At 69.8% G+C, this 22,907-nt stretch carries 19 protein-coding genes; 17 read left to right on the top strand and 2 right to left on the bottom strand.

Annotated features, from left to right (window positions below; genetic code table 11):
- The first annotated feature begins 68 nt into the window (after positions 1–68).
- From OHA19_RS19600 to OHA19_RS19575, 6 genes are all read left to right on the top strand, one after another.
- Positions 69–2,123, top strand: coding sequence for an HYR domain-containing protein (locus OHA19_RS19600; RefSeq protein WP_405714876.1), 2,055 nt, complete (start codon positions 69–71; stop codon positions 2,121–2,123).
- A 64-nt stretch (positions 2,124–2,187) separates the two neighbouring features.
- Complete coding sequence (locus tag OHA19_RS19595; protein WP_405714878.1) at positions 2,188–3,036, top strand: DUF4255 domain-containing protein; 849 nt, start codon at positions 2,188–2,190, stop codon at positions 3,034–3,036.
- Positions 3,033–5,066 (top strand): ATP-binding protein, encoded by a 2,034-nt coding sequence (locus OHA19_RS19590; protein WP_405714880.1) that lies wholly within the window; start codon positions 3,033–3,035, stop codon positions 5,064–5,066. Before OHA19_RS19595 ends, OHA19_RS19590 begins: the two co-directional genes overlap by 4 nt.
- A 122-nt stretch (positions 5,067–5,188) precedes the next feature.
- Positions 5,189–5,968 (top strand): alpha/beta fold hydrolase, encoded by a 780-nt coding sequence (locus OHA19_RS19585; RefSeq protein WP_405714882.1) that lies wholly within the window; start codon positions 5,189–5,191, stop codon positions 5,966–5,968.
- The gene (locus OHA19_RS19580) at positions 5,965–7,245 is read left to right on the top strand and encodes a cytochrome P450 (RefSeq protein WP_405750946.1); all 1,281 of its coding nucleotides are present in this window, start codon (positions 5,965–5,967) and stop codon (positions 7,243–7,245) included. Before OHA19_RS19585 ends, OHA19_RS19580 begins: the two co-directional genes overlap by 4 nt.
- A 153-nt stretch (positions 7,246–7,398) precedes the next feature.
- Positions 7,399–8,094, top strand: a complete 696-nt coding sequence (locus OHA19_RS19575; protein WP_405714886.1) for a DUF433 domain-containing protein — start codon at positions 7,399–7,401, stop codon at positions 8,092–8,094.
- Here the strand turns inward: OHA19_RS19575 and OHA19_RS19570 are convergent.
- A complete protein-coding gene (locus OHA19_RS19570) occupies positions 8,091–8,978 on the bottom strand; it encodes a hypothetical protein (protein ID WP_405714888.1) in 888 nt (295 codons plus the stop codon). The two genes, OHA19_RS19575 and OHA19_RS19570, sit on opposite strands and share 4 nt — an antisense overlap.
- Positions 8,978–12,139, bottom strand: a complete 3,162-nt coding sequence (locus tag OHA19_RS19565; RefSeq protein WP_405750943.1) for a hypothetical protein — start codon at positions 12,137–12,139, stop codon at positions 8,978–8,980. Before OHA19_RS19565 ends, OHA19_RS19570 begins: the two co-directional genes overlap by 1 nt.
- Positions 12,140–12,527: 388 nt before the next feature.
- Here OHA19_RS19565 and OHA19_RS19560 point away from each other — a divergent pair, with 388 nt between their 5' ends.
- The 11 genes from OHA19_RS19560 to OHA19_RS19510 all read left to right on the top strand — a co-directional run bounded on the left by OHA19_RS19560 (position 12,528) and on the right by OHA19_RS19510 (position 22,907).
- Positions 12,528–14,078 carry a phage tail sheath family protein gene (locus OHA19_RS19560; RefSeq protein ID WP_405750941.1) on the top strand — a complete coding sequence of 517 codons (1,551 nt, stop codon included), beginning with the start codon at positions 12,528–12,530 and terminating at the stop codon, positions 14,076–14,078.
- A gap of 77 nt (positions 14,079–14,155) precedes the next feature.
- The gene (locus OHA19_RS19555) at positions 14,156–14,599 is read left to right on the top strand and encodes a phage tail protein (RefSeq protein ID WP_072488539.1); all 444 of its coding nucleotides are present in this window, start codon (positions 14,156–14,158) and stop codon (positions 14,597–14,599) included.
- A complete protein-coding gene (locus OHA19_RS19550) occupies positions 14,599–15,054 on the top strand; it encodes a hypothetical protein (protein ID WP_405714894.1) in 456 nt (151 codons plus the stop codon). The genes OHA19_RS19555 and OHA19_RS19550 overlap by 1 nt, the downstream gene beginning before the upstream one ends.
- Positions 15,051–15,194, top strand: a complete 144-nt coding sequence (locus tag OHA19_RS19545) for a DUF6760 family protein (protein ID WP_093896703.1) — start codon at positions 15,051–15,053, stop codon at positions 15,192–15,194. The genes OHA19_RS19550 and OHA19_RS19545 overlap by 4 nt, the downstream gene beginning before the upstream one ends.
- A 29-nt stretch (positions 15,195–15,223) precedes the next feature.
- Positions 15,224–16,927, top strand: coding sequence for a hypothetical protein (locus OHA19_RS19540; RefSeq protein ID WP_405750938.1), 1,704 nt, complete (start codon positions 15,224–15,226; stop codon positions 16,925–16,927).
- 31 nt (positions 16,928–16,958) lie between these two features.
- Positions 16,959–17,396 carry a phage tail protein gene (locus OHA19_RS19535; RefSeq protein WP_072488542.1) on the top strand — a complete coding sequence of 146 codons (438 nt, stop codon included), beginning with the start codon at positions 16,959–16,961 and terminating at the stop codon, positions 17,394–17,396.
- A gap of 5 nt (positions 17,397–17,401) precedes the next feature.
- Entirely contained in the window at positions 17,402–18,202 is an 801-nt protein-coding gene (locus OHA19_RS19530; protein ID WP_405714897.1) for a peptidase M23, read from the top strand.
- A complete protein-coding gene (locus OHA19_RS19525) occupies positions 18,202–20,202 on the top strand; it encodes a VgrG-related protein (protein ID WP_405714899.1) in 2,001 nt (666 codons plus the stop codon). The genes OHA19_RS19530 and OHA19_RS19525 overlap by 1 nt, the downstream gene beginning before the upstream one ends.
- 36 nt (positions 20,203–20,238) lie before the next feature.
- Positions 20,239–20,532 (top strand): PAAR domain-containing protein, encoded by a 294-nt coding sequence (locus tag OHA19_RS19520; protein ID WP_405750935.1) that lies wholly within the window; start codon positions 20,239–20,241, stop codon positions 20,530–20,532.
- 6 nt (positions 20,533–20,538) lie between these two features.
- Positions 20,539–20,952 carry a GPW/gp25 family protein gene (locus OHA19_RS19515; RefSeq protein WP_124720016.1) on the top strand — a complete coding sequence of 138 codons (414 nt, stop codon included), beginning with the start codon at positions 20,539–20,541 and terminating at the stop codon, positions 20,950–20,952.
- Positions 20,949–22,907 carry a putative baseplate assembly protein gene (locus OHA19_RS19510; RefSeq protein ID WP_405714903.1) on the top strand — a complete coding sequence of 653 codons (1,959 nt, stop codon included), beginning with the start codon at positions 20,949–20,951 and terminating at the stop codon, positions 22,905–22,907. Before OHA19_RS19515 ends, OHA19_RS19510 begins: the two co-directional genes overlap by 4 nt.

Genomic DNA, 22,907 nt, shown 5'->3' with positions numbered 1-22,907 from the left:
AGCGACTTCCGCGGGCGCTGCGGTCGCGGCCGGGCGGGCCGCTTCGGCCACGGCAGACCCGCCCATGGATGTCCCGTCCACCGCAGACCCGGCCAGGGTCGTCCGCCTCGCGTCGCGCCCTCACCGCGCTCCGGATCCCGGCCCTCGCGCTGCTTCTCGTCGTCAGTGGTATCGCCCCCGGTTCCGCCGTGACGTCCGGTGCGCCGACGGTGGCGGTGCCCGAGCCGTGGGTCACTCCCGCAGAGTTCACCGACGCGGTCGACCCGGGCGGCTCCACGGGTGTGGACAAGCAGGTGCGTACGCCGGCGATTCCGCCGAAGCCGGATGTGATCCTGCTGGTGGACGGCACCGCCAGCATGGCCGACCCGATCAAGAGCGTGCAGGACAACCTTCCTCTGATCACTGGCAGGATCCGGGCCGAGCAGCCCGACTCCTGGTTCGCCGTGGCCACGTTCGGTGACCAGGAAGGCGACGTCAACGCCGGTTTCAGTGTGCTTCAGGGGCTGACGGACGACCTCGATGCGGTGCAGAGGGGAGTCAATAAGCTCGACACCGCGCTGGGCGGCAAGAGCCGAGGCCCGTCCGAGGACTGGATCAACGGGCTGTGGCAGATCACGAACGGGGCTGGCGGCCAGACCGCCTTCCGCGACGGGGCGAGCCCGGTCATCGTGCTGGTCGGTGACGCGTCCAGCCACGCACCCAGTAACGGCCACAGCATCGACGACACGATCTTCGATCTCCAGGACAAGGGGGTCCGGGTGATCGGTGTCGATGTGGAGAGCAAGATCGGTGACGGCCTGAACGGCAACGGCGATGCCGGCGATCCCAAATACGTCGAGAACCCGCTCACCACACCCGACCAGGCGACCCGCATCATCAACGCGACCAACGGCCGCCTGCTGGAGGGGATCGACGGTGACAGGGTGGCGGAGGCCATCGCCGACGGATTCAGCAACCTCCCCACCAACGTGAGTTACCGCCTGGACAACTGCGATCCGCATCTGTCCGTCAGCCTCGACCCGCCCACCCAGCAGCTGACCAGCGGGGACACGGCGCATTTCGCGGAGAACATCGACGTCTCCGCGGACGCCCCCCAGGGCACCCGGCTGAGCTGCACCGTCCAGTTCCTGATGGGCACCCAGGTCCCGGGTGCGGACACGATCGGGCCGGCCGCGGCGGCCGACCCCGACTTCCAGGAGCAGATCCACATCGATGTGAACGACATCGACGCGCCCGTCGTCACCGTGGACGATCTGACCGTCCGGGCCAAGGACAAGAACGGGGCGCGCGTGACGTACGACGCCACCGCCCGGGACGCCACCGACGGGACGCTTCCGGTGACCTGCACCCCTGCCTCCGGTTCGCTCTTCCCGGTCGGCGGCACCACGGTGACCTGCTCGGCGACCGACTCGTCGGGCAACACGGGGACGGACACGGCGGAGATCGAGGTGCTGGAGGCCCCCGTCCCGCCCTCGGCGGATGTGGCGATGAAGGTCGACGTCAGCCCGGACCGCACGTACACCGGCCGCCCGGCCCGTGCGCGCTTCGTGGTCACCAATGCGGGTCCGGACCCGGCGACCGGCGTGGTCATCGGTTCCGCCTGGCCGAAGCCGTCCGAGGCGAAGGACCGCAGCCTGCCCGCCCTGACCCGCTGCACGGCGGCGAAGCCGTGCACCATTCCGGCCGGTGGCCGCATCGAGGTGACCCAGACCGCGACGTACCGCGCGGCGATCACCGGGGACGTACGGGCCACCGTGCGCGGCACGCTGCCGGACCGCCGGAAGACCGACAACCAGGACACCGACCGGCTGCGCGTCCTGAAACCCTCGCTGACCGTCACCCCGCAGGTCGCCAAGCCGGGCCAGCCGGTGCTGGCCCGGGGCAAGGACTACCCGCCGGGCGCGACCGTACGTTTCACGTGGAACATCGGGATCACCCCCGGGGGAGCGACGGCCACGGTGGGTCGTGACGGCACCTTCGAGGTGCAGGTCCTGGTCCTGCGCAAGGACAAGCTGGGGCCGCGCGAGCTGAGGGCGGACTCGCGCGACCTCGACCGGCTGAGGAAACCGGTCCTGGTGGTGCAGCGGAATCTCCAGCCACCGGACTTCGCGGGCCGCGCATGAGCGCCGGTGACCACGCAGGAGTGATGCCGCGCATGAACGCCGGTGACCACACGGGAGTGATCGGGTGATCCACGAGGTCGACGACGTACTGCGGGCACTGATCAGGGCGGAGGTGCTCGAAGGCGGCCAGATCGCGGTGGTCTTCGACGCCCCGACCCGGGAATGGGCGGCGAAGGTCAACGCGCCCATGGTCAACCTGTACCTGTACGACATCCGCGAGGACATGCGCAGGCGCGAGCGAGGTCTGCACAACGACTACGACGAGCGGGGCACGATCATCGCCCGCCGCCGACCGCCCCGGTTCTTCAAGCTGTCGTACCTGATCACGGCATGGACGAAGCGCCCGGAGGACGAACACCGGCTGCTCTCGTCGCTGCTCGGCTGCCTGCTGCGTTACGAGGCCCTGCCCCCGGAGCGGCTGGCGGGCACCCTGGCCGAGATCGGGGCGCCGGTCCCGATGTCGATCGCGCTGCCGCCACCGGAGGACCGTTCGTTCGCCGACGTGTGGAGCGCGCTGGGCGGCGAGTTGAAGCCCTCGCTCGACCTGGTGATCAGCGTCCCGGTGACGGCGTCGCCGAGCTATGTGGTGGGCCCGCCGGTGGGGGACGAGGGGCTGCAGACCCGCTTCGGGGACGTACCCGAGGCCACCGAGCCCGTATCGGAGCCGATGCCGGGCCGCGGGGGCCTCCCGGTGTACGGCGGCCGCCCGGGCCGGCCGGCCGGTGGCGCCGCCTCACGCATCCCCGACGCGGAACGACGACGCGGCCTGTCCCTCCGGATCGTGGAGACCCGGGGGGCCGGCACGGAGCCGCGAGAGTCCGGTACGGGGGCCCGTGGGGCCGGCACAGAACCCCGGGAGTCCGGTGCCGGTACGAAGTCCCGCAAGGCGGTTACGGAGGGCAACGCCGAATGACCACCGCGGGCGATCCGAACCTGCGCCACCTCCTCGCCCGCGCGGTAGCGGTGGAGCAGCGCATCCGACGGGCGGTCGAGGCCCGGCAGCTCACCGACCCCGATCCGGACGACGCCTTCCGCGGCCTCTACCTCACGGACGAGAACATCGCCCGTCTGCTGGACGAGGAAGAGGCCCGCGCCTTCCCGTTCCCCGTACCGGACTCCGTCGAGGCGCCGGAAGAGCAGTCCAGACTCACGTCCCTGGCAGCCGAGTTCGGCCTCACCGCCCTCGACGTCGAGATCCTCCTCATCGCGCTCGTACCGGATCTCGACGACCGCTTCGAGGCGTTCTACGGCTACCTGAACGACGACGTCACCCGCCGCCGCCCGTCCATCGGCCTGGCGCTCGGCCTGTGCGGGCTCTCCCCCGCCGACCAGGTGGCACGTGGCCGGCTCGCGGCCCGCGCCCCGCTCCGCGAGGGCCGCCTCCTCCTGGTCGAGGACCTGGACCGTCCGTTCCTGAGCCGGGCGTTGCGCGTCCCCGACCGGGTCACCGCACACCTCCTGGGCGACGACACCCCCGACCCCCGGCTGGCCGACCTCCTCGCTCCCTGGCACGCCGTACCGGGCGTCGGAGACCCGGCGCCGCTCGCCGGGGCTCTCGCCCACGGTGCCTCGCTGGCTTACCTCCGAGAGGACCAGGGCGGAGCGGGCACCGCACTCGCGGCCTCCGCGCTGACCCGTGCGGGCCTCCGGGTGCTGGGCCTGGACCTGGCACGCCTTGCCGAGGACCCGTCACCCGCCGAGGCGGTCCGCTCCCTGGTCCGTGAGGCCCGGCTGACCGGTGCGGGCGTGGTCTGCGCCCCGATCGACGCGGTCTGCCGCGAACACCCGGAGCTCCTCCGGCTGCTCACCGGCACCCCGGTCCCCACGATCCTGGTGGGCCGGGCCCCCTGGGACGCGGCCTGGTCCGCCGCCCCACCGCTGCTCCTGCACGCCCCACGCGTGGAACCCTCGACCAGAGCGGCCCTCTGGACCGACGCGTACGACGCCCCCGTGCCCGGGACCATCGACGTGGACCGGCTGCTCGCGCCGTTCCTCCTCACCCCGGAACAGATCACCCGCGCGGCCCGGGGCGCCGCCCAGACCACTCACCTGGACGGCGGCACCCTCACCCCCGACCACGTCCGCCAGGGCGCCCGCGCCCAGAACGCGGCGGGCCTGGACCGCCTGGCCCGCCGCATCGAACCCACCGTCACCTGGGACGACCTCGTCCTCCCACCGGACACCCATGCCCAGCTCCGTGAACTCACCGCCCGCGCGCGACATCGCGACCAGGTCCTGGGGGAGTGGGGCATGCGCCCCGGCGGCGGCCGTGGCCGGGGCGTGTCCGCGCTCTTCGCCGGAGATTCCGGCACCGGCAAGACGATGTCGGCGGAGGTCATCGCCGCGGACCTGGGCCTGGACCTCTACACGGTGGATCTGGCGACGGTGATCGACAAGTACGTGGGCGAGACGGAGAAGAACCTGGAGCGCATCTTCTCGGAAGCCGCAGGGGTGAACGGCGTCCTTCTCTTCGATGAGGCCGACGCGATCTTCGGCAAGCGTTCCGACGTGAAGGACGCCCACGACCGCTACGCGAACGTCGAGAGCGCGTACCTCCTCCAGCGCATGGAGTCCTTCGACGGCCTCGCGATCCTCGCCACCAACCTCCGGGCCAACCTGGACGACGCGTTCACCCGCCGCCTGGACCTGGTCATCGACTTCCCGGTACCGGACCCCGAACAGCGCCTGGTCCTCTGGGAGCGCTGCCTGGGCCCCGTACTCCCCCGGGGCAAGGACCTGGACCTCGCCTTCTGCGCGGAGAACTTCGAGCTGGCGGGCGGCAACATCCGCTCGATCGCGGTGACGTCCGCGTACCTGGCGGCGGACACGGACGAGCCGGTGACGATGCCGACGCTGATCCACGCGATCCAGCGCGAGTACCAGAAGCTGGGCCGGCTGACCCTGGCCTCGGAGTTCGGCCCGTACCTGGAGCTGCTGACGTGAGGTGCGGCTGCTGAGAGCCGCCCTTGCGCGTGTGCCCTTGCGTGGGGCTGGAGTTGGCGCGACTGTGGTCCGAGGCCGGCCGGTGACCGACCGGACCTCTCCGCACTGTGACGGGAGTCAGCGTGACCGCACTGCCTGTTCTGCCCCACGAACTGCACGGCGACGGCCCGCACAAGGTGATCGCGGTGCACGGCTGGCTCGCCGACCGCTCCGCGTACGCCACCGTGCTGCCGGATCTCGACCTCGGTTCGTTCCAGTACGCGGTGGTGGACCTGCGGGGGTACGGCGAGGCCCGGGACGCGGGCGGCTCGTACACCACGGCGGAGGGGGCGCAGGACGTGCTCGCGCTGGCCGACCTGCTCGGCTGGGAGCGGTTCTCGTTGGTCGGTCACTCGATGGGCGGCTCCGTCATCCAACGGACACTGGCTGCCGCGCCGGACCGGGTACGCAGGATCGTCGGGGTCTCACCCGTCCCCGCGTCCGGCCTGCCGCTCCCTCCCGAGCAGTGGGAACTGTTCGCCGCGGCGGCGCACACCCCGCAGAACCGCCGGATCATCCTCGACACCACCACCGGAGGCCGGCGCCCGGCGGGCTGGCTGGACCGCATGGTGCGCCGCTCGGTCGCATGCAGCGACGCGAAGGCGTTCCGGGCCTGGCTGGACTCCTGGGCGGGCGAGGACTTCCACGACCAGGTCGAAGGTTCACCCGTGCCCGCCCTCGCCGTCGTGGGCGCGCTGGACCCGGCCCTCTCCGCCGAGTTGCAGCGCGTCACCTGGATGCGCTGGTTCCCCCGGGCCGAACTGGTGGAGCTGCCGTCGTGCGGCCATTACGCGATGGACGAGGCCCCGCTCGACCTGATCCGCGTGGTGGAGGACTTCCTGCGGGCGGACGCGGAGGCATGAGTGACCCCGCCCCCGCCGAAATGCCCGTACCGGACGTCTTCGACCCCAGGCAGTACGGGCGGGGCATCCCCCACGACCATTACCGCCTCCTGCGCGACCACCACCCCGTGGCGTGGCAGGAGGAGCCGGAGGTGCTCGGCTGGCCGGCGGGCCCCGGGTTCTGGGCGGTCACCCGGCACGAGGACGTGATCCGGGTCCTGAAGGACTCCGCCACGTACTCCTCGTACCTGGGCGCCACCCAGATCCGCGACCCGGACCCCGCCGACCTCCCGTTCATCCGCCGCATGATGCTCAACCAGGACCCACCGCACCACCGGCGACTGCGCGTACTCGTCAGCCGCGCCTTCACCCCGAAGCGCGTCGACCGCTTCGAGACGGTCGTCCGCGAACGCGCCCGCGCCCTGCTCACCCGCGCGGTGGCCAAGGCGCGGGCAGGCGACGGCACCTGCGACCTCGTCACCCAGGTCACCGACGACTACGCCCTGCTCAACCTCTCCGACCTGCTCGGCATACCGGACACCGACCGCGCGCTCCTCCTCCGCTGGACGCAGCGCGTCATCGGCTACCAGGACCCCGACGAGGCCGGAACCCCGGAACTCGGCCCGGACGGCAACCCGCTCAACCCCCGGTCCCCGTCCGCCCTGCGCGACATGTTCGACTACGCCCACGCCCTGGCCGCCCACAAGCGTCGCCACCCCGCCGACGACGTCATGACGTCCCTGGCCACGGACCCCGAACTGACCGCTCCCGAACTGGAGATGTTCTTCTTCCTGCTGGTGATCGCCGGCAACGACACCGTACGCAGTGCGGTTCCAGGCGGCCTGCATCTCCTGGCGGAGCACCCCGAGGCGTACCGCCGCCTGCGCGCCGGCGAGGTGGGGTTCGCGACGGCCGTCGACGAACTCCTCCGCCGCCACCCCCCGGTCCTCACCTTCCGCCGCACGGCCCGCGAGGACACGGTGCTGGCGGGCACCCGTATCCGCCCCGGCGACAAGGTGGTCGTCATCCACGCCTCCGCCAACCACGACGAACGCGTCTTCCCCGACCCGTACGCCCTGGACCTCTCCCGGTCCCCGAACCCCCACGTCTCCTTCGGCGACGGTCCGCACGTCTGCCTGGGCGCCCACTTCGCGCGCTTGCAGTTGCGCGCTCTGTACGAGGAGGCGTGCCTGGCTCTGCCACCCGGCCCACTCCAACTCGCGGCCCCACCAAGCCGATTGGTGTCCAACTTCATCAATGGGGTGAAGTCGCTGCCGGTGCGGGTGGGCGGCGCCTGACAGCTGGTCCGGCCCCTGGCTTCACTCCCTCGGGTGACTGGCCAGAGAAAGCTGTCTGGTGGCATTCAGACCAAACGTACGGTTCCTGAACCGCTTGAGTCTGGGGGTGAGCCACTCGATGTGTAACGCCGCGGCCTGAGGGAGGTGCCGCTGATGGTGAACAAATTCCGGGACCCGATCCTGACGCCGCTGGAGACCGCGCGGCATCTTCGAATCAACGAGAGAACGCTGTACCGCTGGCTTCACGAGAAGGCAGCCGGCGAGCCGCTGGTCCATGCTGTCGAGGCCGAGAAGAGGGGCGGGCCGTCGGTACCGTTCGTCGCCGTGGTCGAGGCGTACGTGCTGCACGCGCTTCGGGACCTGGGGCTCAGCCTTCACAAGATTCGCGAGGCAGCGGAGGCTGTGCGGCGAGAGTTCGGCGAACCCTATGGGCTGGCCACGCGCAGGATCGCGACCGACGGCGTCGAGATCTTCGTGGACCACGCAGGCGATCTGGCACGGGCTCGCGATGGGCAACGGCCGATCCGCGAGGTCATCGAGGACTACTTGCGCTACATCACGTGGGAAGCCGACGGGCGGACTCCGCAGCGGCTGCGCCTGATGCAGTATCCGGACGTCGCGCCGGTGATCATCGATCCACGGTTCGGCTGGGGGGCGCCAGTGGTTGCGTCCAACAAGGTTCAGGTGGATGCGATCGTCGGCCTCTGGCAGGCGGGCGAGCCGCTGGAGGTCGTCGGCGACGAGTTCGGGTTGGCGGCGGTATCGGACAGGTCCAGCACGAAGCCGTCCACGGCCATCGGGCGGAAGCTGAGATCGTGCAGTGCTGGTTTCGTAGTTCCTCCGTGCTAATGATCTTCAAGAGGATGCAACCAGATACGACCTGTTCGCGGGCTGGAAAGAGAGCTTCCCAAGACAGTCAAAGCAGCTGTTCGGCTTTTTTCGTCGTATACGATATCGAAGTCGGAGAATTCGAACCCCTCGTCTGCCGCGATCGATTGGCGCATCTCGCCCTCTGTGTTGATTGCCATAATTTCTTCTTCTCTCAATATATAGAAGATCTGATTTCGGTAAGCGAGTCGAGGCACCTCGCCGGTAAATTTTGCCATCTTCGGGAGGGGGAAAATAGGCTCATGGCATTGTGGTGTCGACCAGTCCATGAAGCCGATTCCCTGTTCTTCGGCATGGCGGTGGTAAACGAGGCGCTCCGACTCGGCCTCGACCCGATGAACAGTGGACGAGCGGGGGAGCGCCTGTAGCGACCTGTACCAGGAAGGTTCTGCTGCGAGAGCTTGGATTCTCGAGCGCTTGACAAATTTTGGAACTTTGTTCGCCCAGGTCAGCTGAAAGAAAGGTGAATGCATTCCGTTAGTTATCCAGAATGAATCTTTATGCCATGTGTAGCGGATGTCCAAGAGGGGGGAGAATGGTACATCGAGATCCCACCTATCGCCGCTGATGAGAGATATGTAGCAGGCTGAATGAGTCTCTTCGTCAAACAAAAGCACGCTGCTGCCACTAGCGTCGAAGCACCATTCCGTCACTACGCCTGATCTGGCATACCTTGATGTGAATGGAATTGTTTTAATTGGTGCTCCTGACCAAAGGTCCAGAACATGCAGCCCTCTGTAGTGGTCGTTAACGACAATTTGAGGGTGCTGTGGGCGTCTACTGAGGCGGTAGCATGAACCATCCACGGGAATCGCAATGCAGTTCTGGCTGATCTCTTTTCCCATCAGGCCATCTCGTCCTTAATGTCTCGACCATTCACCTTGCCGCTGGCGTCGAAGGTCCCGGACGGCGACATGGTCCCAATGTGTTTATAGGCCGAGTCGTATACTTCAATTTCGGCTCCCTTCCCTCTGTGCAGCGTGTCGCGGTGATAGTATCTGCCGTCAGTACCTCTGTATATGATCGCACCCTTTTTCCTTCGCCCCGTCGACTGATACCTGGCCCTATCCGCCAGCACAGTCTCATTGTCCTGTGGTACCCGGTTCTCGCGAACGTAGGCAGGTTCTTCGTCCGTGGTTTCGGTGGACGTTTTGGTGTGCAGTTCTTCGTGTAGAGTTTCGGCATCATTGAGTAGATCGTTGAGTATTTCTATTACTTGGGGATCGTCGAGCATTTCTCTTGCGTCTCTGGTGTCTTGTTCAAGCTGCTGGAGACGCATCGCAAATTCGTATTTCAGTCGGGGATTCTCTTGGAGGAGAAGTCGCGCTGCGTGTAGTTTGGTGGAGACTTGGGCGGCGAGCTTTGTTGCCGCTTGTGTATCTCCAGTCGTCCTATCGGTGTCATCGCTCTTGCTCGGATTAACCTTTCCAAAAACCGCCCACTTGGCGCCGTTGCGAACAAGTGTTAGTTGGGAAAGCCTGTACCGCGTGCGGATCTTGGACAAAATGGGAGCGAGGGCTCCCTGGTTCACATTTCCTTGGTGCTCATTTACTGCTTTGACGCCATCCCTGACCGCCTTGTCCAGGGATTCCTGTTTCTGCTTCGGCGTCTTTGTCTCGTCGTTTTTTGTTTTGAGTTTTTGCCAGAGTTTCTTGCCTGCTTTGGCGATGAAGCCCACGATTTTGTCGATGGCGCGGTTGACGGGCCGGGCGACGGCGTGGAAGACGGATTTGACCTTGTTGGCGAGGGATCCGATGCCGAGGAGTGAGGCGAGGAAGCCGATCAGTAACGGGACGCTGGCGGCGAGGGCGGCCTCGACCATCTTCGGGACGCCTGCCGAACCCCCGTTGGCGATGGCGATGACCGCGTCGAGGACGGCGTTGACGAACTCCACGATCTGGGCGCCCTGGTTCACGATGAACGTGACGATGTCGATGATTCCCTTGACCGCGCGGACGAAGGCGGAGGCGGGGTTGAGGAGGGAGATGATCCAGGTGATCCCGGCGATGATGACGGTGGGGATCAGGTAGCTGGTGAGTTTTTCGAGGATGGTGGCCTTGAGGTCGCCGGCCTCGGACTCGATTTCCTTGACGGCGCCCGCCGGGCCCTCGGTGGCGAGTTTCTTCGCGACGGGGACGGAGGACTCGACGGCGGTCATGGCCTGGTCGGGGATGCCCTTGCGGGTGATGCGGGCGCGGATGTTGTCCCAGGTCAGGCCGAGCAGGGAGCCGATGAGCTGGATGATGCCCTTGAGGTCGAACTTCTGGGGGAGTTCGAGGCCGGCCTTGACCGCGGTGCCCAGCAGCCAGGACACGACGCCGGTCTTGAGGTGGGTGGCGATGTTGGTGACGAAGAGGTTGAGGCCGGCGCCGACCGCCTTGACGAGGTTGCCGAGGAACCCGATGGGGTCCTTGATGATCTTCATGATGGCGGAGGCGGCCTTGGCGAGGATGCCCAGGAGGAGGTTCTTCAGTTCGTTGATCGTCTTGATGACGCCGACGATCGCGTCCTTCGCCTTGTCGACCAGGCCCTTGTTGGCCTCCTGGAGTTTCTTGATCTCCTCGTCGACCTTGTTCAGGGCGGCGGTGTACTTCTGGGCGAGGTCCTGGACCAGTTGTTCGGACTTCTCGTTGACCGTGGCTTCCAGGTCGTCGAACTTGCCCGCGAAGTCGGTGGCGGCCTCCTGGCCGAACTCGCGTAGGTCTGCGGGGAGTTTGTCTACTTCGGCCTTCAGCTCCGTTCGGCCCTTGGCTATGCGGGCCTTGGCCTTGCCCAGTTCGGTGCCGATGATGTCGGCGACGGACGAGATGACCGTCTGCATCTGCGCCACGTAGAGCTTGCGGGCTTCCTGGAAGAGGTCGTTGGCCTCCTTCGGCATGCCCATCAGCTTGTCCTTGGCCCACTTCGCGGGGCCGAACATGCCTGAGTAGCGCTTGTCCTTGTACTTCTTCATGCGGCGCTTGTGGTCGGCGGTGAACGCGTCGCGGGCCGCCTTCTCGCCCGAGGTGAATGCCTCGTCGACCTTCTTGTCGAGGCCGGACAGGGTGGTCTCGACGTCCTTCTTCGTGCTGTCGTAGACCTTCTGGAGCTTGGCGGTTACCTCGGCGCGCTTCTTCTCGTCCTTGGACTTCGTTTCGCCCTTGCCGCCGTCGACCTGTTTGCCTGCCGAGGTTCTGGTCGCGGTCAACGCGTTCATGGCCTGCGCCCCGGAGGCCGCCGCTCCGGCCTTCGCGGTACTCAGCTGCTGGGCCTCGGCAGCCTTGCCCTTGGCGGGGGCCTTTGCGGAGTCGGCTTCCGCTGTCTTCTTCGTGGACAGGGCCTGGTCGAACTCGGGCTCGTTGCCCTTGGCGAGCTGGTCCTCGGTGACCTCGGCGTCCGCCATCGCCTGGTCATTGGCGGCCGGGCCCGGGGAGAAGTCCGTGACTGCGGCCGGCTGTTTCTCCGGGACCGCGTCGGCCGCGGGCGGGGCGCCGGGGTTGGCGGGTGCCTGGTCCGGGGTGAGGGGTGTGACCTCTTTGTCCTTGGCCGCCGATGTGTCGGGTGGGGCCTTGGTGGCCGTGTCGATGTCCTTGGCGGAGGAGTCCTTGCCGTCCTTGACCTTGCCGTTGACCTCGTCCTTGATCTGGTCGGCCTTGCCGGACTTGGAGAACTTGTCGGCCTGGTCGAGGTTCTTCGGGGCCTGGGAGTCGATCGCCTTGTTCACCGCGTCGATGAACGCCTGCTTGTTGAACTCGCCGGGCTTCGCCGCGTTCATCTTCTCGGCGTTGGCCGCCTTGCCCTGCGCCTCCTTGTCGTCGGGCGGTGCGACCGCCGCGTCCTGGGCGGATTTGGACTCGGCGGCGGCGGGGGTGTGCGCGGCCAGGCGGACCTTCTTGGAGGCCACGTCCGCCTTGATCTTGCGGAAGCCGGGGGCCTGGGCGGGGGAGGGTTTCACCGGGGCCGTGTAGCGCTGGGCGACCAGGCGGGAGACGGCCCTGTTGCCCGCCGCGCGTTGCAGACGTTGCACGCCGCGGGGGTCGGGGGCGGGGCGGTCGCCCGGCGGGCGGTGGGGTGGGGGTGCTTGCGAACGTGACACCTCGGGCTTGGGTGTCACGTTCTCCTGATGGGGTGTGTCTCTGTGGCCGGACGCGGAGGTGGGGTCCTTCTCCGGAACAGCCTTCATCCGCCCTCCCGGCCGCACATGTCCCTGTCGGCGTCCCAGAGTGTGCGCAGCGCCCGCGCGGTGAGCAGGGCAGGCGAGCCGCAGTCGGGGGCAGCGCCCGGCGGCACGTACAGCACGACGGTGTTGCCTGATCGGGCAGGGGCCGGTGCACGGGTGGGCGGCCGTGTGTCCGTTCCCGGTGATCGCCGGTGTCGCGAGAATTGCGGGCGTTCCCGGCCAAGGAGAGACTCACATGCCGTCGTACCTGTCCCCGGGCGTCTACGTCGAAGAGATCGAGTCCGGATCCCGGCCGATCGAAGGGGTGGGCACCTCGGTCGCCGCCTTCGTCGGCTTCGCCCGGAAGGGCCCGTTCGACGAGCCGACGCTGATCACCAACTGGAGCCAGTTCGCCGGCACGTTCGGTGACTTCGTCGACGGTACATATCTGGCGTCCGCCGTGTACGGGTTCTTCGCCAACGGTGGCGGCGTCTGTTACGTGGTGCGCATCGACGACGGTACCGAGCCGCCGGCAGAAGGGGACGACGAAGGGAGCGCCGGGCAGCTGCCCGCGGGGTCGGAGACACGGCTCGGGCCGTACGCGGTGAAGCCCCGCCCCGGCGTGGCCGGAGAGATCACCGTCGAGGTGGCCGAGGTGGAGGGTGACGATCCGCCCTCCGACGTCTTCCAGCTGATCGTGAAGCGGGACGGGCAGGTCGCGGAGACGTACCCGAGCGTCACGACCAAGCGCAGCAAGGAGAACGTCGCCACCCGGGTCAACGCCAAGTCGGAGCTCATCGAGATACGCGAGACCGGGCGCGGCGCCGCCCCGGCCAGGCCCGGGACGCAGAGCGTGACGCTGGCTCCCGCCGCGCCCGCCTCGCCCGCCGCCGGGGCGCTGACCCCCGAGCTGTACGTCGGCGACCCCGACCGCCGGACCGGGCTCGGCGGGCTCGAAGCGGTCGAAGAGGTCACGACCATCGCCGTGCCGGACCTGATGAGCGCGTACGAACGCGGCCTGCTGGACCTGGAGTCGGTCATCGCCGTGCAGCAGGGGCTCATCAGCCACTGCGAGCTGATGGGCGACCGGGTCGCCATCCTCGACCCGCCGCCCGGACTGAGTCCGCAGCAGATCCGCGCCTGGCGCACCGACCGCGCGAACTTCGACTCCAAGTACGCCACGCTCTACTACCCCTGGATCCGGGTCGCCGACCCCTCGTCCGGCCGCGCCCAGCTCGTACCGCCGAGCGGCCACATCGCCGGGGTCTGGGCCCGCAACGACGAGTCGCGCGGGGTGCACAAGGCGCCCGCCAACGAGGTCGTACGCGGTGCGGTCGCCCTGCAGACCCAGCTGACCAAGGGCGAACACGATCTGCTCAACCCGATCGGGCTGAACTGCATCCGGTCCTTCCCCGGGCGCGGCATCCGGGTGTGGGGCGCGCGCACGCTGGCCTCCGACCCGGCCTGGCGCTATCTGAACGTCCGGCGCCTCTTCAACTACCTGGAGGAGTCGATCCTCACCGGTACGCAGTGGGTCGTCTTCGAGCCGAACGACGACGCCCTGTGGGCCCGAATCCGGCGCACGGTTTCGGCGTTCCTGGTCAACGAGTGGCGCAAGGGGGCGCTGTTCGGGCTCACCCCGGAAGAGGCGTTCTACGTCAAGTGCGACCGCGAGACCAATCCGCCGGAGAGCATCGACGCGGGTCAGGTCATCTGCGAGATCGGGGTGGCGCCGGTCAGGCCGGCCGAGTTCGTCGTCTTCCGCCTCTCCCAGCTGACCGGGGGCACCGGCGGGGTCGACGAGTAGCGCCGCCGGGCGCCGGGCCGTAGCGGAACGGCCGTTCAGAGGTCCACCAAGCGGTAAGAGCCGTAAAGGAGCCTGTTGTGCCACTTCCCGATCTCGACAGCACCGTCGGGGCCTCCTTCGGCCTCGAATTCGACAGCGTCGTCATCAAGCAGATCACCGAGGTCAGCGGTCTGAAGATGGAGCAGGACGTCATCGAGCTGAAGCAGAACACCGCCGACGGCCGCTACGCCATCAAGAAGCTCCCCGGCAGGCCGAAGGCCGGTGAGGTGACCGTGACCCGCGGTCTCACCGAGGACAACAGCTTCGAACGGTGGATCAAGGACTCCCGGTTCGGCCGGATGACCGCGGCCCGCCGCAACGGTGCGGTCATCGTGTACGACCACGAGGGCATTGCCATCAAGCGCTACAAGCTCATCAACGCCTGGCCGAAGTCCCTGGAGATCGGGACCCTCAAGGCCGGTGACACCTCGGTCCTGACGGAGAAGCTCGCGATCACGTACGAAAGCATGGAACTCGACTGATGCGACGTACGACAGAGACGCCCGCTCCGGCCCCGGCCTCGGAACCGGCCGGGGGGACGGAACGGCGTTCCGGTCAACGGGAGCCGCTCCGCACCGAGTTCACCTTCGAGCTGCCGCGCGGGTACGTCGACGAGACGGGCGCCGTGCACCACGCGGGAGTCATGCGGCTCGCGACCGCGCGTGACGAACTCGTGCCGTTGCGGGACGACCGGGTGCGTGAGAACTCCGCGTACCTCTCGGTCGTGCTCATCGCCAGGGTCGTCACCCGGATCGGCACCATCGACGATGTCCACCCCGGCATCATCGAGGACCTCTTCGCCTCCGACCTGGCCTTCCTCCAGGACTTCTACCGGCGGATCAACGCCGAGGGACACACCCGCGCCGCCGTCTCCTGCCCGGCCTGCAAGGAGGAGTTCGCGGTGAATCTCGCCGGTGGCCGCCTGGGGGAATCGTGACGTACGCGGCCGACCTGCTCTACGAGGAGGTCGCGTACCTCGCCTACCACTTCCATTGGCCGCTCGATGAGCTGCTGGACCTGGAACACCCGGAACGACTGAGGTTCGTCGCACAGATCGCTCGCCTCAACGGGCAGTAGCGAACAGCGCAGGGAGGGCGGGAAAATCCATGGGCCTGATGTCCTGGCTGCGCGGCGGCGGGCGCACGGAGGCGAGTGCGGGCGCGGCTGCGCCGGCGGCGCCGCGCGAGCGGGTCGACCTGGCTGAACTGCCGCCCATCCAGCGGACCGTGGGCGCACAGGATCTGGTCATCGATCCTTCCGGGTTCCAGGGCTCGCTCTCCACCCGGCAGGACACCTCGCTCGGTACGCCCCTCGGGCACCTGGTCAGCCCGGACGCGCCCACCGGGCTGGTGCACGGGATCACCGCCCCGGCTCCCGCGGAGCGCCCGTCGCCGGTGCAGCGGTCCGTGGAGCGTCCGGGGGAGCCGCCGGTACGGACCGGGTACGTGCCGCTGTCCGTGCCCGTGCCCGTGCAGCGTGCTGTCGCGGCGGGCGCGCCCGCGATGACGTCGGCCGGGGAGTCGTCCGTGGCGGAGTTGCCGGTACACCGGCTGGTGGGCGAGCAGCCCCTCGTAACGGCCTCGGCTCCGGAACCGGCGGCCGAGTCCTCCGCCCCGCCGGCGCTCCCGTCCCCGGCCCCGCCCGTTCAGCGTTCGGTGCTGCCTCCGGCCCAGGACCGGTCCCGGCGGGCGCCCGGTCTCGGTGCGCCGATGTCCGCACTGCCGCCCACGGCGCAGCGGCAGGCGGCCCATGACGGACCGGAGACGTTGGGGACGGGCGGGGGAGCCGGTGAGGTATCCGGTGCCGCCGATGCCTCTGAGGCGGCTGTGTTCTCCGGGGCGTCCGCAGTCCCGGAGCTGGCCCCCGACTCCGGCGGGCCCACCGCGCCGCTGCTCGGCGACTCACCTCTCTTCCCCGCCGCGTCGGAGTCCGTACCGGCGGCTTCCACACCGGCGGTGCAGCGGACGCCCGCCGGGCCCGCCCAGCCGCCCCTCTCGCCGCCCCCGCCCACGGGCCCGGTCGCGCCCCTGCTCGCCGACCGGCCCGTGACGCTCCGGGCCGGGCCGGGCAGCGGTGTGGGCGCCGTGCAGCGTTCCGCCGCGGACGGGGCGGTAGCGGTTCCCGCGGCCGGGACGGGGCCGGTGTCCGGGCCGTCGGCCTCGTCGCCGTTCCCTTCGCCGTCCGCTCCGCCGGATTCCGTTCCGGTGCGCTGGACGTCCGACCGGGAGGGCGTGCCCTCGGTGACGCCGGCCGCGTCCCTTCCGGCGGCGTTGCAACGTACCGCCAGGCCCCACGGGACGGGGGAGGCGGCACGTACGCACTCCCCGTCGCTTCCCGCCCTGCAACGTCAGGCAACCGGGGGGCCGCCGGTGCCGCGTTCATTGCCGGGTTCCGGCGGTCGGGCCGCGTCGCCCACGGCCTCCGCTCCTTCCACGACCTCCTTCACCACGGCTGGTTCGGCCGCCGTGGCCGCCGGCGTCGCCCAGCGGATGGCGGACGGCAGCGTCGTCTTCGGGTCGTCGTCGCCGTCGTACTCGGCGCCCGTCGTGCAGCGCGAGACGGAGAGCGAGGAGCCACCGCCGCAGGAGGCCGCGCCCGAGGCCGAGCCGGAACCGGAACCCGGGCCCACGGACGGGGCCCACGGTGCACCGGGCGCTTCCGTGGCCGGCTCCGGCTCCGGCTCCGGGGGAGCGCCCGTCGTCACCGACGAGCTGGTGCGCGCCCTGTACGCACCGCTCAGCAGGCTCTTCAAGGCGGATCTGCGGCTGGAACGCGAACGAGCGGGATTCCACATCAACACCAGGCACTGACTTCAAGTACTGAGATCGAGAGGTACGGACCATGGCCACCGCCCAGGAGAACGACCCCGCCGTCAGTGTCTGCTTCGTCGTCACGATCGACGACATCGAGCTCGGTTCGTTCAACACATGCGACGGGCTGGGCTGCGAAGTGGTGCTCGAAACCCGTGAGGAGGGCGGCAACAACGGCCATCTGTGGCAGCTGCCGACCCGTCTGAAGTACTCGAACGTCAAGCTGTCCCGGCCGCTCACCAAGGAGACCGAGAAGGTGGCGCGCTGGTTCGCCACCATGACGACCGGGTTCAGCCGCAAGACGGCACACATCGAGGCGCGGACCGGGGACGGGCAGAAGGTGGCCCAGTGGGGGCTGCTGGAGGTCGTGCCGGTCCGCTGGACCGGGCCCTCCTTCACCCCGGAATCGCCCAAGGTCGCGATGGAGACGATCGAGATCGCCCATCACGGCTATGTGATGGAGGGCTGAGCGTCGTGAGCGGTGCCGGTCCCATCGCCTTCAGCGCCGCCGGTACGTCCGGGGCGGCGGCGAAGACGGGCAGGGGAGGTTCGGCCCGGCCCAAGCTGGAGCACGCCTATCTGGAGCTGCGGACCCCGCCGACCGGCGGCGGCCTCACCCCTGGCGGGCCGTGCGGGCGGATCGACTTCCAGTTCAACCCCAAGGAGCTGAGCCTCACCAAGGCCGCCTCCTGGAAGCGGAGTCCGGCCAAGGGCGCGAAGAGCTCCGGCCCGCCGGAGTACCAGGGCTCGCAGCCCAGCAAGCTCACCGTGGAGATGTTCTTCGACGCCAGCGACACCCAGGACACCCGGGTGGTGACCTCCGTGGAGCAGCTCTTCGCCTGCTGCGTGCCGACCAACGAGACCCGCCAGCAGCAGCGGTCCTCGCCGCCGTGGGTGGTCTTCCACTGGGGCGGGCTGACCGGGTTCCCCGGCTACGTCAGCCAAGTGCAGGCGAAATACACCCTGTTCACCACGTCGGGCGTGCCGATCCGGGCCGTCTGCCAGGTGACGATGGAGGAGATCAGCGGCGACACCCCCGGCCAGAATCCGACCTCGGGCGCGCTCGCCGCCCGCCGGGTGCACCGTCTTGACGCCGGGGACTCGCTGCCCTCGCTCGCCCAGCGCGAGTACGGCGACCCGGCGGCCTGGCGGGTGATCGCGGAGGCGAACGGGATCGACGACCCGCTGCGGCTGGCCCCCGGACGGCAACTGCTGCTCCCCGCGCTCGACGAGCTGAGCCGGCTCGCAGAGGCCAGGGACGGAGGGCGGTCCTGATGGCCGGGTCGGGCGTCGCGACGGCGCTGGTGGTGGAGTTCGGCGGCAGCCCGCTGCCGCCGAAGTTCGTGAACACACTGGTCGAGGGGTACGTCGACGACAGCCGGACGCTGCCCGACCTGTTCCTCCTGCGCTTCCGCGACCCGGACCGGGTGCTGCTGGAGCAGACCGGGCTGAAGATCGGCACCGAGGCGCGGCTGCTGGCCCGCGCGGGCGGCGACTCGGCACCGAAGCCGCTGCTCAAGGGTGTCGTCACCGCACTGGAGGTGGAGCTCGACGAGACCGGCACGTTCACCGTCGTACGCGGGCTCGACGAGTCGCACCGGCTGTTCCGCGGCCGCCGGGTGGCCAGCTACCAGAACATGACGCTCGCCGACATCTGCGCTCAGGTCGCCCAGCGCGCCGGACTCAAGCCGGGCAAGGTCGACGTGGCCGGTCCGGTGCTCGAACACATCGCCCAGCCCAACGTCACGGACTGGGAGTTCATCCGGGGCCTGGCCGAGGAGGCGGGCGCCCAGGCGTATGTGCTCGACGGCCAGTTGCACATCACCCGGCCCTCGGAGGCGAGCGGCGCACCGGACGGTTCGGCGCGGGCCGACCGCGATCCGCTGGTCCTGGAGATGGGCAGCAACCTGCTGCGCTGCCGGGCCGGGGTGTCCTCCGCCGAGCAGGTCTCCGAGGTCGAGGTGCGCGGCTGGGACGTCAAGGCCAAGCAGCCGCTGGTCGGGCGGGCGCCCGCCGGGAAGTCGGCGACGCTGGAGCTGGGCGTGAGCGCGGCCGAGGTGTCCGCCCCGTTCGGCGAGGCGCGGTTCGTGGTCACGGACGCGGCGTACGGGGCCCAGGCGCAGGTGGACCAGGCGGCGAAGGCCCTGGCGGAGCGGATCGCCGGGTCGTTCGCGGAGCTGGAGGCGGTGATCCGGGGGAACCCGGAGGTGCGGGCCGGCAGCGCGGTGGCGCTCAACGCGGTGGGTGCGCCGTTCGAGGGGCGGTACACGGTCACGTCGTCCCGGCACGTCTTCGACCCGGTGCGCGGGTACGAGACCTGGCTCACCGTCTCCGGTCAGCAGGAGCGCTCGCTGTTCGGGCTGACCGGCGGAGGGCCGGGCTCCGGCGGGGCCGGAACCGGTGGCGGGTCGCGGTGTGCGGGGCTGGTCAGCGGGACGGTCACGGACACCCATGACCCGGAGGGCTCGGGCCGGGTCAAGGTGCGGTTCCCCTGGCTCTCGGACGAGTACGCGAGCGACTGGGCGCGTACGGCGCAGTCGGGCGGGACGAGCGGCGGCGAGGCGTTCATCCCCGAGGTCGGGGACGAGGTGCTGGTGGGGTTCGAGCACGGACACCTGGACCGCCCGTACGTACTCGCCGGTCTGTACAACGGGAAGGACCGGCCGTCCCAGGGAAGCGGCGGTGGAGGTGCCAGCGGCGGTGGTGGTGGCGGGAGCGGCAGCGCTCCGGCGGGCGCGGCCGGTGCCGTGGCCGGTGCGGTGACCGGCGCCCCGGACACCTCGGGGCCCGCCCCGGAATCCGCCCCCGGCGGCCCCCTCGTCGACCCGACCAGCGGCGCCGTCAACCGGCGCTCGATCGCCTCCAAGAGCGGCAACCAGCTGGAGATCCTGGACGACGCCAACGGCCCGCAGGGCGTACGCCTGCTCACCGGCGACGGAAAGCTGAAGATCGACCTGGACCGCAAGGGCACCGTGATCGTGATCAACAGCGACGGCAGCGTGAACATCGAGGCCAAGCAGCAGGTGTCCATCAGGGCGGCCCGCGGGGTCGCGCTGGACGGCGGGCAGGGAACGCTCGAACTGAGCGGCGACAGCGTCACGGTGAAGTCCCGCAGCGGAGTGAGCGTCGACGGCGGGAACGGCGAGGTCAAGCTCTCCACCGGCGGCACGGTGGCCGTCCGGGGCGCCCAGGTCGCGGTCGACGGAACGCAGCGCACCGACATCAAGGGCGGCGGCTCGCTGTCCATCAACGCACCCATGGTGAAGATCAATTGACGGCGCGGACGCACCGACCGAGAGGAACGCACTGCCATGTCAGCAGCCGCGGCGGCAGCCGCACGGGTCGGCGACCCCACCGGACACCCCGGCACGGTCGGGCCCCCCGGCGTCCCGTCCGTGCTGATCGGCGGGCTCCCCGCCGCCACGGTCGGCACCCCGCACCTGTGCGCGTTGCCGCCGCCCGCGGTGCACGCCCCGTCCGTGATCGCCCCGCCCGGCAGCGCCACGGTGCTGATCGGCGGGCGGCCGGCCGCGCGGGCCGGTGACCGGGCCGCCTGCGGCGCACCGATCGTGTCCGGGTGCCCGACGGTGCTGATCGGAGGCTGAGCGGCCATGGGACAGGAGTTCATCGGCGCGGGCTGGGCCTTCCCGCCGCGCACCGACGCCACCGGGTCCATCGCCCTGGTGCGCGGCGAGCACGAGCTGGAGGAGTCGATCCGGCTGATCCTGGCGACGTCACCGGGCGAGCGGCCGATGCGGCCGGAGTTCGGCTGCGCCGTCAACGACTACGTGTTCGCCCCGGCGGACGCGGGCACGGCCGGGCAGCTCGCGTACGAGGTGCGGCTCGCGCTGGACCGGTGGGAGCCCCGGATCGAGGTCACCGAGGTCGTCGTCCGGTTCGACGAGGCGGACAACGGCGTCCTGTACATCGACATCGGCTACACCGTCCGGGGCGCCAACGACCCCCGGAACCTGGTCTTCCCGTTCTATGTGATCCCGCAGCACGAGGAGGTGGACGGCGCGTGACGCTGCCCAGCCCGTATCTGGACGACCGCCGCTTCCAGGGCCTGGTCGACGAGGCGAAACGGCTCGTCCAGCAGCGTTGCCCCGAGTGGACCGACCACAATGTGTCGGACCCCGGGGTGACCCTCATAGAGGCCTTCGCGACCATGGTCGACCAGCTCGTCTACCGGGTGAACCGTGTCCCGGAGAAGAGCTATCTGACTTTCCTCGACCTGATCGGGGTCCGCCTCCACCCGCCCACGGCCGCCCACGCCGATGTGACGTTCCGGCTCTCGGCGCCGCAGCCCGAGCCGGTACGGGTGCGGGCAGGCACGGAGGTCGCGACCGTACGCACCGAGACCGAGGAGGCGGTGGTCTTCACCACCGTCGGCGAACTGTCCGTAGTTCCCTGCGAGTTCGCCCACCTCGCCACCTGGCCGACGTCCGGCGACGCGCTGGACCGCACCGAGGAACTCGCGCTCGGCCGGTCCGTCCCCTGCTTCGGTGCCACGCCCGCGCCCGGCGACGCGCTCTACGTGGGTCTGTCCGCGGCCGTCCCCTCGGGGGTCGTCGTGCTCCGGCTGGACTGCGCCGTCGAGGGCGTCGGCGTGGACCCGCTGCGGCCACCGCTGGTCTGGGAGGCGTGGGACGGCAGCGCCTGGACGGCCTGCGAGGTCGAGAAGGACGACACCGGCGGCTTCAACCGGTCCGGTGAGCTGATCCTGCACCTCCCCCAGGGCCACACGCCCGCCGTCGTCGTGCGCCGGACCGGTGGCTGGCTGCGCTGCCGCCTGGTGGAGGCGGCCCCGGGACAGCCCACCTACATGGCACCCCCGGTGGTCCGTCGGATCACCGCGTTCACGATCGGCGCGACCGTCGGGGCGGTGCACGCCGAGACCGTGAACGACGAGGTGCTCGGCCCGGCCGAGGGCGTGCCCGGCCAGACCTTCACGATCAGCCGCCCGCCCGTCGTACCCGGCGACTTCGTCGTCGAGGTGGCCGATCCGGCGGGCGGCGCGCAAGGCACGGAATGGACCCGGGTCGACGACTTCGCGCACTCCGGACCCGAGGACCGGCACATCACGCTCGACCCCAACTCGGGGCGGGTCGAGTTCGGTCCGGCGGTACGGGAGCGGGACGGCTCCATCCGCTACTACGGGAAGGTGCCGCCGAAGGGCGCCACCGTACGCGTGCGCTCGTACCGCACCGGCGGGGGCCTGCGCGGCAATGTCGCCCGCTCCACCCTCCGGGTGCTGCGCAGCGCCATCCCGTACGTGGCCCGGGTGGAGAACCGCAGCCCGGCGCTGGGCGGGGTCGACGGCGAGACGGTGGAGAGCGCGCGGGTGCGCGGACCGATGACGCTGCGGACCCTGCACCGGGCCGTCGTGCCGCACGACTATGAACTGCTGGCCCGCGAGGTCGCACCCGACGCGGCCCGGGTGCAGTGCATCCCGGCCGGCGAGGACTCGGCCGTCGAGGCGGGCGGGGTGCGGCTGCTCGTCGTACCGGCCGGGCGCAGCGACGAGCAGGGCCGGATCCGGTTCGACGAGCTCGTCCCGCCGCAGCACACCCTCGCCCTGATCGCGGGACATCTGGACGAACGAAGGCCGATCGGGGCCCGGTTGGTGGTCGAGCGGCCGTTCTACCAGGGGGTCACGGTGGTCGCCACGGTCCAGGCCCGCAGGGGTGTCGTGCTGGAGCGGGTGCGCGAGGAGGCGCTGACCGCCCTCTACAGCTACTTCAACCCGCTGAGCGGCGGACCGGGCCGCGACGGCTGGCCGTTCGGCCGGCCGATCCAGTCGGGCGAGGCGTTCGCGGTGCTGCAACAGGTGGCGGGCGTGGACCTGGTGGAGGACGTACGGCTCTTCCCCGCCGACCCCGTGAACGGGCAGCGCGGCGAGCCCACCACCAAGATCGCGCTGGACCGGCACGCGCTGGTCTTCAGCTACGAGCACCAGCTCCGGGTACGGGAGGCCTGA

The organism is Streptomyces sp. NBC_00012 (assembly GCF_045040875.1).
Taxonomy (GTDB): domain Bacteria; phylum Actinomycetota; class Actinomycetes; order Streptomycetales; family Streptomycetaceae; genus Streptomyces.
The sequence above is the reverse complement of the archived record's forward strand: the minus strand, read 5'-3'. Positions and strand labels throughout refer to the sequence as shown.